Origin of the sequence: Cohnella zeiphila, from assembly GCF_014212055.1 — a bacterium.
GTDB lineage: Bacteria > Bacillota > Bacilli > Paenibacillales > Paenibacillaceae > Cohnella > Cohnella zeiphila.
The window spans coordinates 105,253-117,388 of the sequence record NZ_JACJVO010000003.1; the positions used below are offsets into that span (position 1 = coordinate 105,253).

A 12,136-nucleotide genomic window follows, 5' to 3' on the forward strand; every position below is an offset into this window, starting at 1 on the left:
ATCAGCGTTCGCGAATTCATCCGGGTATAACGCATGATCATATACCGAAACTAGAGAGTGAAAGGGGTAACAGCAATGGTTTCACGCAACGGAATAAAGAGCAAGAGCGCGGCCGCTTTGGGTCTCGCTCTGCTTATGGCGGGCATGACGGCCTGTTCCTCCGGGGGCGGCAACAACGCCGATTCGGCTTCGTCGGCTTCGGCTTCCAACGCCGACGCCGGCGGAAGCGGATCCAATTCGTTCAAGCTCTGGCTCGGCTGGACCGCCACGGTCAACAACGACAGCATGGTGCAGGCGTATTGGCGGGAGCACGAACCGAACGTTGACGTAAAGCTGGAAGCGACGCAGGGAGATGCTCTGACGGCGCTGAACTTGAAGCTGAACGCGGGCGGCTTCGACGACGCGGCCGTATTCGGCCGCAACGAGAGCATCGATTCCGCGATGACCCGCTCGGGCAAGGTGCTGCCGGTCGAGCAATATTTCAATATGCCCGACAAGTATCCGGGCCTGGCCTCCATTCCGAAGGAATATCTCGATGCGATGAAGGACAAGGACGGTCACATCTGGTCGATTCCGACCTGGTTCGATCAGAACCCCGACGATCCGTGGCCGGGCTGGGCGTCTCTGGGCTGGTTCGTGCGTACGGACGTGCTGGAGAAAACCGGCATGACGAAGGATGACCTGAAGACGATCGACGGCGTGGAGAAATTTTTGAAAGCGGCATCTCAGCAGACGGATGAAGCAGGCAACAAGCTGATTCCGCTCGACTTCCTCTCGGATGCGAACGACGAGAACGTCATTCTGAGCACGTTCGGGGTATCGACGGCTACGGCCGGCGGCGTCATTCCGGTCGAGAAGAAGGGCGACGGCTATCAGTTCATCTACGACGATCCGCAGTACAAGGCGGCTTATCAATGGATGAACAAGATGTACCGCGAAAATCTGCTGGACCACGAATCCGTCACCGACAAGGCGGAGCGCTACAAGGAGAAAGTCAAGTCCGGACGCATCGCGATGAACGCCGGCGGCTTCTTCAACATGGACGCCCACTCGTGGGAGATTCTCGACGGCCCGACGGCGCCGCCGTGGTTCTATGACACGATCCCGTACCCGCAAGTGCCGGGAGTCGATCATGTCGGCATCAATCAGATCGTGAATCCGTTCCCGCAAGACGACGTGTACATCAGCAAGGACACGAAGAATCTGGACGCGATCCTCAAATTCCTGGACTACACGCTGCAGCCGAAGCCGGAGCAGCAGATGGTCGTCACCGACGGACCTCCCGGGGTATTCTGGGATTGGGCGGACCAGCCGCTCGGCAAGTGGAAATACGTCGATGCCAACTACCAGACGCCTCACGATTCCGGAGACGCGGCGAAGAAGGCGAGCACGACGCCGGAATTGTTCCAGCTTTCTTCTTACAGCAACAAGTGGTATCCGTGGTGGGAGACCGCCGTCACCTCGCCGAAGGGCAAGCAGAAGACGATCGATTTCTCCCAGCAGATCGGCGTAATGGGCACGACTCGCGTCTCCGAGCCGTACGACATGGTGCAGGCGAAACCCGGCGGCCTTTGGGAGAAGTATTTGCCCGAGCTGGAGAACGTGCGCAAGGAATACAAGGCGAAGCTTATCATGGCGAAGGACGACAAGCAGTTCGAGTCGGCTTGGAACGATTTCCAATCCGCTCTGGAGAAGCGCGCCCATTGGAGCGAGCTGAAGCAGGAATGGAACGAGACGCTGCAGGAACAGACGAAGTCCTGATCGTCCGCTCCGCAATCGGACAAAGGGGAAGCCGCCAGAAACGGGGGCTTCCCTTCCCGCCGTTTCAGCGGCGTCGAAGGCGGCGCGACGCGTGTGATATACTCCGGGTATGCGAAAGGAGTATCCGATCTTGCGACTTCTAGAGAAAACCATCATCGGCTTTACCCGCAAGATGAATCTGCGCAGCAAAATCCTGGTGCTCTACGGTCTGATTCTGCTGCTGCCGACGCTGGCTCTCGGCAGCGGGGCCGTTTATCTGGTCATCCGCAGCTTTACCCAGAGCTTTCTCGCCACCGAGGACCAAGCGGTTACGCAGACCGCCCAGAACGTCGACTTCAGCAAGCAAAGCTACGATCTGCTCGCGATCCGGACGGCGACGGACGGCGAACTCATCGCCCGGCTCGGGCGGGAATACGACGACGAGTCCGAAGTCGTGGACACGGTGAATTACGTCGACCGGACGTTCCTCATTACCAGCAAGTATTTGCCCGGGATCGCGGATTTTCGAATCTATCATACGAACGATACGCTCGTTCAGGACGGACAGCTGCTGTGGAGGCCGGAAGCGCACCGTTTGGTGGCGGGGATGGACGAGAGCGCCTGGTTCAAAGCGGCGACGGACTCCGACCAGACGCTTCTCTGGAGCAACGCGCCCGACAATCCCAAGCAGAACGTCATTACGCGCAAAATCATCAGCCCCAACGGCAGCCTCCTCGGCTTGGTCTATATATTGCTCAATTACGACGCGGTATTCGGCGAGATGCTCGACCATCCGTTTAACGGCAGGGGCAGCTTGTACATCGTGGACGACGAGCAGCGAATTCTGGCGGCATCCAACCCGTCCAGCATCGGCAAGCGCATTCTGGTGAAAGACGAGCTCGCCCTCGAACAGAACGAGTCCTCTCCGCCCGCCTCCGGAGAGAGCGCGACGGGAAGCGGGGACGACGATGTGCTGGACCTGACCCAGAACAAGGAGCTGCAGATCGTCAAGCCGCTGTCGTCCGGCTGGCATGTCGTCGCCGTGATTCACATGAAGTACCTGGACCGCCAGAACCGGCTGATTCTGCTGCTGATCGTCGGGATCACGGGCTTTTTCCTGCTGCTGTCCGTCTCGCTCATGCTGACCATCGTCAAAAACATCGTCTGGCGCATCCACAAGCTGGGCACCCGGATGAGCGACGTGGCCAGCGGGGAATTCGAAGTGGCGGTCCGCAGCCAGGGGAAGGACGAGCTGGGCGAATTGGAGAACGTCTTCAATTCGATGACGGAGCGGCTCGGCAAGCTGGTGGAAGACATCACGAAAGCCGGCATGCTGGAGAAGGAGCAGGCGTTCAAAGCGCTGCAGGCGCAGATCAATCCTCACTTCATCTATAATTCGCTCGGTCTGCTTCGCTGGCGGGCGCTGGATGCGCAGGACGACGAGCAGATCCGGATCATCGACGCGCTCACGACATTCTACCGCCTGACGCTGAACAATCAGATCAACGTCATCCGAATCCGGGATGAGCTGGAGCACGTGAAAGCGTACCTGGAGATCTGCCAGTTCCGCTATCCCGATCGGGTACGCGTAGAGTGGGAGGTCGACGACGCCGCGCTGGATTTCTACACGATCAAGACGGTGCTGCAGCCGATCGTGGAGAATTGCTATCAGCACGGAGCCATTACGCGCCGTAAAGGGTCCTTGATCCGGATCTCCGTTTTCAAGGAAGAGGAACGAATCCGGATGTCCGTGTACGATAACGGGCAAGGGATCTCCCGGGAGCTGCTCCGGTCGATGGAGCAGGGCACTTACGTCGGCAAAGGCACGGGCAACGGCTTCGGGGTGTCCAACATCAAGGACCGGCTGGCGCTATATTTCGGCGACGAGGCCAGCTTTGCCGTCGACAGCGAGGCGGGCGAGTGGACGCGGGTGACGATCGAATTTCCGGCCAGCTTCGCGGAGCCGGCGATGAGGAGGGAACGGTAAATTGCTCAAGGTGCTCATTGTCGATGACGAGCCCTCCCATATTCAGGGATTGGTTCGCCACATTCGTTGGGCGGAGCTCGGCTACGATCCGCCGGTCACGAGCGAATCGGCCGAAGAGGCCGTGGAAATGCTGCGCGAAACGGAGTTCGACGTCCTGATCTCCGACGTGTCGATGCCCGGCATGAACGGCATCGAATTGGTAGACCGGGCCAAGCAGCTTCATCCGCACATTCAGGTGCTCATGATCAGCGGCTATAACGAATTCGAGTTCGTACAGGACGCCATTCACGTCGGCGCGCAAGCCTACGTGCTGAAGCCGCTTAAGCTGGAAGAAGTCGGCGCCCGGCTGACGGCCTTTCGGGCGACGATCGAAAAAAGGCGGCAGGTGGTGGAGCAGACCAGCGAGCTGGAGAAAAAAGTGTCGGGCAGCCTGAAGCTCGTCAAGGAGCGCTTCGTCCACGACCTGATCGCGGAGATGCCGCCGACGGGCGAACTGCTCGCTTCCTGGAGCGAGCTGCTGGAGCTGCCGGACATCGAGCGGGGGTTCCAAGCGATCGTGTTCGGCCTGGATTCTTTCGGCTCGGCGGGCCGGGAGGCGAAGGAGCGGGTACTGCTGGGCAGTGGCTTCAAGCAGACGGTGGAGGTCGCCCTGTCGGACCTGGAGAAGGCGTACCTGGCGCAGACGAGCCCGGACGAGGTCGTCGCGCTGCATGTCAATCCGACTTCGGAAGAGCAGGCGAAGCTGGAGAAGCAGCTGATCTTCGTGCAGGGAATGATGCGCGACCGCTTCGGCGTTCAAGTCACGATCGGCTGCAGCCGCATCGCCGCAAACTGGGAGGATGCCGCGCTCATTTATAAGGAGACCAAGTTCGCGATGGCCAAGGCGCGGCTGGTGGAGGACGGGCAGATCGTCCGCTACGACGGCGGCGATTCCAGCGAATTCAAGGACTATCGTCTTCGCGAAGAGTGGATGCCGAACATCGTGCGGCTCATGGAAGAAGGAGATTCCGCGAAGGTCGGCGATTACCTGAACCGAATCCTGGACCTGCTGCTATCGCAGGAACCTGTCTCCTTCTCCTACATGCAGGCGTTCGGCATGAGCTTTCTGAGCGAGCTGATCCGCACCTTGAAGTGGAAAGACGCGCCGGAAGGCGAGATCAACATCCTTATGTGGCGCCGCATGTTGGACTGCGGCAGCACCGGGCAGATCGTCGAGCTGCTCGTCGAGTATGTGGACCGTTATATGCGAATCGAGAAGAAGGACAAGCTTCATCAGCAGCATCACCTGATTCGCACGATCGCCGATTTTATCGGGGAGCGGCTTCAGGAGAGCTGGACGGTCAAGCAGCTGGCCGAGCAGTTCGGATTGAACGCCAGTTACTTGAGCGTGCTGTTCAAACGCGAGATGGGCAAGACGATCTCGGAATTCGTGCAGGAGACCCGCATCCAGCGGGCGATTCAATTGCTTCAGGACCCGAACATCAAAGTGTACGAGGTGGCGGACCGGGTCGGCATCCAGACGACGGCGTACTTCACGTACCTGTTCAAGAAGCTGGTCGGCAGCACGCCGCAGGAATATCGCGACCATCGGTATGATGCGGACGGAGATTGAACGCCGGACGGCGGAAAGATCAACAAGACAAAGCGGAGGATTGGCGCTCATGACCATCGGGATTTGGGAGAATCAGCGGTTGTTCGAGATTCGCACCGAACGAACTTCTTATGTATTCGGGATCAACGAAAAGGGTACGGTGCAGCACTTGTATTGGGGGGAACCGGTGGAAGCGGCGGAGCTGGCCTCGCTGCTGCGGGCCCGAGCGCACAGCTCCTTCGACATGGAGATCGACCGGGAGACGGAGGAGTTCGGAGGCTGGGGCGGCGCCCATTACGCGGAGCCCGGGCTGAAGGTCGCCTTCGGCGACGGGGTCCGCGATTTGAAGCTGGATTATGCAGGCTATGAAAAGAACGGCGACGACGAATTGACGATCCGCCTCGCGGATCGGCACTACGCCTTTCGCATCGACGTCCGCTATAAGGTGCGGCCCGAATATGACCTGATCGAGCGGCACGTCGTCGTTCGCAACGGCGAGAAGCTTCCGGTGCGGATCGACCAGGCGATGGCCGCGGTCTGGTCCGTCCAGGGACTGCCGGAGTACCGGATGACGCATGTGACCGGACGCTGGGCGGGCGAGTACCAGCTGCGCAGAACGGTCTTGTCCGAAGGCAAGAAAACGATCGAATCGCGCCGCGGCTTCACCGGCCCGCACGCCAATCCGTGGTTCGCCATCGACGACGGAGAAGCGGGAGAGCGGGGAGGAAGGGTCTGGTTCGGCGCGCTCGCCTGGAGCGGCAACTGGAAGATCGTCGCGGAGAAAACGACATACGGCCACGTCCGCATCGCGGGCGGAGTGAACGACTTCGACGGCGCGTTCCTGCTCGGGCCAGGCGAAAGCTATACATCGCCGGTCTTCGTCGGCGGGTTCACCGCGTCGGGCTTCGGCGCGATGAGCCGTCTGCTGCACCGGTACGAACGCGATTGCGTTCTTCCGTCGAGCCGGCCGCGCAAGGTGCTGTACAACTCGTGGGAAGCGACCGAATTCGACGTTCGCGCCGATGAGCAGATCAAGCTGGCGCGCCGCGCCGCGCAGCTCGGCGTAGAGCGGTTCGTCGTCGACGACGGCTGGTTCGGCGCCCGGAACAGCGACCGGGCGGGCTTGGGCGATTGGCACGTCAACCCGGCCAAGTTCCCGAACGGCCTGCAGGAGCTGATCGGCGAGGTGCAGGCGCTCGGCATGGAATTCGGTCTCTGGGTGGAGCCGGAATCGGTCAACCCGGACAGCGATCTGTACCGCGCGCATCCGGAGTGGATCTATCAATTTCCCACGCGGGAAGGAACGCAGCTGCGCAATCAATATTTGCTGAATCTAGGCCTTCCCGAAGTGAAGGCGTTCGTGCTCGATTTTATGACCGAACTGCTGTCGACGTACGAGATCAAGTTCATCAAGTGGGACATGAACCGCACCGTCACCGAGCCGGGTGCGCCCGAATCCGCGGGGCCGGTCTGGCAGAAGCACGTGGACCATCTGTACGCGATCTGGGCGGAGCTGCGCGCCCGGTTCCCCGACGTGGAATTCGAGACATGCGCCGGAGGCGGCAGCCGGATCGATCTCGGCATGCTGCGCTTCGCCGACCAGGCCTGGATCAGCGACAATACCGACGCGCGCGACCGGCTCGCCATGCAGGAAGGATTCTCTTACGTATACAGCCCTTCCGTCATGATGTGCTGGGTGACGGAATCGCCGAACGGCTTCAACGGCCGCAGCCTGCCGCTCTCCTACCGCTTCCACAGTTCGATGATGGGCGGTCTCGGCATCGGCGCGAACATAGCCAAGTGGACGGGCGAGGAGATGGAGGAAGCCCGCGGTTTCGTGGCGCTCTACAAGGAGATACGTCATCTCGTCACGGAAGGGGAGCTGTTCCGCCTCGAACCGATGGGCCGCTCCAACGCGGCGGCTTATCAATACGTCGGCCGCGACGCGGCGGAAGCCGTCGTATTCGCCTTCCTGCACTCGCAGCACTTCGGCTCGGAGGTTCGGCGCGTGCGCCTGCAGGGGCTGCGGCCGGAGGCCGAGTACGAAGTCCGTCAGGACGGCGCCGAGCCGATCGTCCTGCACGGCTCGACGCTGATAAACGCCGGTTATCCGCTGACGCTTCGCGGAGATTACGGCAGCACGCTGCTGCGGCTGCGGATTCGCTGACGAATCGGCGGAATGAAAGATATAGATTTTGCAAGTGTACCGATAACGGTTGAAAGCTTGCGTATGGATATACCGATATCCCTTGCGCGGCGAGAATAACTCCTATCATACGGGCTGAAAAGAAGGTTGCCAATGGCGTAAGCGTGGCGATCTGTCTAGTTCAGCCTTTTTTGTGTACCCTTTAAGCTCTGAAATAGCGCTATAGGCTGCGCTAAGCGCATGCAGCGTATTAGGAATGAAAGGAGCCGCTGCAATGCAAGCATGCCGGGTTCTTGCAGGCGTTCTCCTTGCTCCACGCGTCAATGACGCCCTTGAGCCATTCGGTCCGGAGATAGATCCGAGGGGCCGAATGAGCTCCCGATGCGATGATTTGCCTAATTCCGTCCTTTCATTCGCGTTTGTGCCCCAACTTGGAAGATTCGGCAACGAGCGGTTCAGGACCCTGGTGCTTCTTCAATCCGGCCGCATACAACGGACCGTGCACCAGAATGGTTGTCAGGATGCGCGCCATTTCCTCGGGCGACTCTTTCCTGCCGCTCTCCAGCCATTGTTGAACCACGCCGAAGTGCGCCGATCCCACATATGTAGCAAAATACGGGGGCGGAACGAGGCATTCTTCTTCATGGATCAGCACGTCCGGACGATTCCCCAGCATCGTCTCCCGAAAAAAATCTTTGAACCGGGTCTGGAACGTCATGTCTCCCTTTGTTCCCAATGCCGCTTTCATGAATCGGCTGTGCTCGTTCAGGAACTCGAAGATGGCTATAACGAGCGGATAAATCGCCAATCGGGGCGGCGAATGCTGCAACTCCGATGTAACCGACGGGATTGTCTTCTTCACAAGTTTGGACAGCCGGACCATGATCTCTTCTTCGCACTTGGTCATCAGGTCGTATTTGTCCTGATAGTGAGCGTAGAACGTGCCGCGGTTGATTCTGGCCCGCGACGTAATGTCTTTGACTGTCATCGCTTCGAACCCTTTCTCTTCGATCAATTCCACCAGCGCATCCCGAATCGCCTGTTGGGTGCGGACCACCCGCAGATCGGTCGTGTTCCCGCTCATCCGAATCCCCTCGATCTTCCTGAAAATTTTATCCGACACCCTGATCCGGTGTGTTCATTAACCGACACATCCGCCATGTTTGCTCATTGAAGCCTCGCTTGCCCCGGCATCATAATAATCCACAAGGTGTTCACTAAATTATAAATCCACAGTCGGGGGGGCGCCAAGGTCAGAAAAACACTCGAACCGGATCTTCGCCAAAGTCAAGCGAATGCGAGGCCCCATATAGAGGAGATATGGCGAAATCAAACGATCGGCGGATAGCGTGGCCGTCGGCGGAAAAGGAACGGAACCTCAACCGACGGATCGCGGCAGGCCGCACGTTCTGTTCCTGCAGACCGGATTACAAGAATGGAGGAGAATGATGAGCAAAGCTCAGGTGCAACCACGGAAGGGACAAGCAGCCAAGCTGCTCCTTATCGCGTTGGCGATCATGCTGGTGAGCGGCATGGTCTCCCTGCTGCCGGCCGACTGGGAGGGCCGCGCCTATGCGGCGGAGAACTATACGATCGACACGATCGTCGGAACCGGTACGGGGGGCTTTTCCGGAGACGGAGGGCCGGCAGCTTCGGCCCAAATCAACATTGCTTACCATATTGCCGTAGACGCCGCCGGAAATCTGTATATTCCGGATTACGCCAATCAAGTGATTCGGAAAGTGGATACGTCAGGCATCATCACGACTGTAGCCGGAACTCCAGGCGTTGCAGGCCATGCGGGGGACGGCGGCCTGGCGACTTCGGCTCTGCTGCAATACCCGACATCCGTCGCCGTCGACGGCGACGGGAATATCTACTTTACGGAAACCGGCTACCAAATCGTACGGAAGGTGGATACGAATGGGATAATCAGCACGGTTGCCGGCTCGAGCACGGGCGCTTCGGGCTATTCCGGCGACGGCGGCCCGGCGACTTCGGCCCAGCTTCACGGTCCAATGGACGTAGCCGTGGATAGCGCCGGCAATTTGTATTTCACAGAAATATTTAATCATGTCGTTCGGAAGGTGGATAAAACGACCGGCATCATCGCCACGGTAGCCGGTACGGGAGTTGCCGGTTTCTCGGGCGACGGCGGCCCGGCGACTTCGGCGCAGTTGAATACTCCGTATTCCATCGACTTTGACGGCGCCGGGAATCTGTATATCGCTGAGCGAAATAGCAATCGGGTGCGGAAAGTGGATTCGTCCGGGATCATCAGTACGGTGGCCGGCACGGGAAATTCCGGCTATTCCGGCGACGGCGGGCTGGCGACGGCGGCCGATATGTCGTGGCCGAGCGGACTAACCGCAGACGACGACGGAACGCTGTACGTCGCGGAGTTCAACAATCACGTCATTCGGAAAATAAGTACGGCCGGCATCATCACGACCATTGCCGGGAACGGCACTTTTGGGGATTCCGGGGACGGCGGACCGGCGAAATTGGCGCAATTGAGAACCCCTCTCGGGATCGAACTCGATCTTGGCGGAAACCTGTATGTGTCGGATTACGGCAACTACAAGATCAAAAAGCTCGAAGCGATGACCCACACGGTCACGTTCGATAAGAACGGCGGGGATACGGAGGCGACCCCCACGACCTTGAGCGTGACGGACGGCGAGACGGCGGCTGCTCTCCCCGCTCCGCCAACCCGTCCCGGCTATACGTTCGCGGGATGGAACACGCTGCCGGACGGCAGCGGAACCGTCTTTGACGCGACGACCGCCGTGAGCGGCAATGCGACGGTCTATGCCCGGTGGAGCCTGCTTCCTTCTTACACGGTCACGTTCGATAAGAACGGCGGGGACACGGAGGCGACCCCCACGACCTTGACCGTGACGGACGGCGAGACGGCGGCTGCCCTCCCTGCTCCTCCGAGCCGTCCCGGCTATACGTTCGCGGGATGGAATACGCTGCCGGACGGCAGCGGAACCGTCTTCGACGCGACGACCGCCGTGAGCGGCAATATGACCGTCTATGCCCGGTGGAGCCTCAGTCCTCCTGCCAATCTCAAGGCGTCTCCCGGCAACGGTCAAGTATCATTGGCCTGGGACGCGGTCCCGTCGGCCGACGATTACCGCTTGTATATCGGCACCGCGTCAGGCGCATACGATCCAATGCCGCTCGCCACGGTGACAGGAGCTACCTACACGGCAACAGGTCTTGTCAACGATACGACCTATTATTTCGTCGTGAAGGCGCACAACGCCGCGGACGTCAGCGAATACTCGAACGAGGCGAGCGCGACGCCGCACGCCCCGAATTCGTCGGCGCCGTCGACGCCGGAATCCGAACGGTCTACGATTCAAGTCGTAGACGGCAACGGCGGGTCCCTCGTATCGAATGCCTATATCGTCCGTTCGTCTGCCAACGACGGACGCCGGCAAACGGCGGTCGAACTGACGCAAGAGCAGGCGGCCCGAGCGATCGACAAGCTGGGGGCGCTCGGTTCCGATTTCGCGAAGATGCTCATCCCGGACGAAGATAACGGGGACGTCGAGCAGGTCGTGACGTTCCCGAAGGTTTCGGTCGATTTGCTGTCCGAAAGCAAGATCCGGATGGAGATTTCCGGGACGCGGGCGCATGTCGTCATCCCGGACGCAACGTTCGAAGGGGGAACGGACGGGCTTCGTTTCCGCATCGAACCGGCCAGGGAAGAAGACGTCGAATCGATCGAATCGCTGGCAACGACGGATCCGCTCGTGCTCGAAGCCGCGAGAGGCGGCACGGTCGATACCGTCGGACGTCCGATGACGATCGGATCGAACGCGACCGGCGGATACGAGGCGATTCTGCCGCTGACCGATGCGCCGCTCAACGACGAACAGCTGAAGCGAGTCGCGGTCTTCGCGTCGTATGACGACGGCACGAAGGAGCTGGCGAGAGGAAGCATCGTCCCCTATGACGGCGAAGATCGGCCGGGGATCCGCTTTCCCGTCTCCGCCGGCAAGACGGGCACGTTTACCGTCGTCCTTTGGACGAATCCGGAGCATCAAGCGTTTCTGTTCGGTAATCCCGACGGGACGTTCGCTCCGGACCGAAACGTAACCCGCGCGGAAGTCGCGGCGATGCTGGTCCGGGTGTTCGACCGGGATGAGGACGCGGCGCCTGGAGATTTCCCGGACGTCGGGGATAGGCATTGGGCGAAGGAGTACATTGACCGCGCCTCCGCCATGAGCCTCATGATCGGATATCCCGACGGCAGCTTCAAGCCGGACGCGACGATCACGCGGGCGGAGATGGCGAGCGCGATCGCCCCGTTGCTGCCCGATGCCACGGGCGCAAGCGCCGGATTTGCCGATATCGACGGAAGCTGGGCGAAAGCCGTCATCGAGCAAGCGAATGCGGCAGGTATCGTATACGGGTATGAGGACGGCACGTTCCGCCCGAATTCGACGCTGACCCGCGCCGAGGCGGTCGCGATGATCGACAGACTGCTGGACCGCGGACCGCTGATCGAATCGCCGCGGCAATGGCCGGACGTCGCGCAAGCCCACTGGGCGTACGGCTATATCCAGGAAGCATCCATGGATCATTCCTACGAGCAACAGGACGGCACGGAGAAGTTCATTCCGGAACCGTAAGCCGGTTCCGTCGGACGGCGGGGCTA

Annotated in this window: 5 protein-coding genes and 1 pseudogene; 5 read left to right on the forward strand and 1 reads right to left on the reverse strand. The window is 60.2% G+C overall.

Translation table 11 applies throughout. The features are described 5' to 3' along the window. The first annotated feature begins 75 nt into the window (after positions 1–75). The 4 genes from H7C18_RS02990 (at position 76) to H7C18_RS03005 (ending at position 7,485) form a co-directional block, all read left to right on the forward strand. A complete protein-coding gene (locus H7C18_RS02990) occupies positions 76–1,761 on the forward strand; it encodes a type 2 periplasmic-binding domain-containing protein (protein WP_185127522.1) in 1,686 nt (561 codons plus the stop codon). Positions 1,762–1,891: 130 nt separating this feature from the next. Further along, positions 1,892–3,727, forward strand: a complete 1,836-nt coding sequence (locus tag H7C18_RS02995) for a sensor histidine kinase (RefSeq protein WP_238357430.1) — start codon at positions 1,892–1,894, stop codon at positions 3,725–3,727. Between the two features lie 10 nt (positions 3,728–3,737). Further along, positions 3,738–5,339 (forward strand): response regulator transcription factor, encoded by a 1,602-nt coding sequence (locus tag H7C18_RS03000; RefSeq protein ID WP_337912840.1) that lies wholly within the window; start codon positions 3,738–3,740, stop codon positions 5,337–5,339. 49 nt (positions 5,340–5,388) lie between these two features. Next, entirely contained in the window at positions 5,389–7,485 is a 2,097-nt protein-coding gene (locus tag H7C18_RS03005; RefSeq protein ID WP_185127525.1) for an alpha-galactosidase, read from the forward strand. 448 nt (positions 7,486–7,933) lie between these two features. On the opposite strand, the pseudogene H7C18_RS03010 reads toward H7C18_RS03005, so the two are convergent. Next, a pseudogene (locus H7C18_RS03010) lies at positions 7,934–8,548 on the reverse strand (TetR/AcrR family transcriptional regulator); the annotation flags it as partial. Between the two features lie 364 nt (positions 8,549–8,912). Here H7C18_RS03010 and H7C18_RS03015 point away from each other — a divergent pair. Beyond that, a complete protein-coding gene (locus H7C18_RS03015; protein ID WP_185127527.1) occupies positions 8,913–12,110 on the forward strand; it encodes an NHL domain-containing protein in 3,198 nt (1,065 codons plus the stop codon). Positions 12,111–12,136: the final 26 nt, after the last annotated feature.

Bases quoted from the DNA above. Each gene is read 5' to 3' on its own strand.
- H7C18_RS03005 (WP_185127525.1), top strand. From the start codon at position 5,389: ATGACCATCGGGATTTGGGAGAATCAGCGGTTGTTCGAGATTCGCACC.
- H7C18_RS02990 (WP_185127522.1), top strand. From the start codon at position 76: ATGGTTTCACGCAACGGAATAAAGAGCAAGAGCGCGGCCGCTTTGGGT.
- H7C18_RS03015 (WP_185127527.1), top strand. From the start codon at position 8,913: ATGAGCAAAGCTCAGGTGCAACCACGGAAGGGACAAGCAGCCAAGCTG.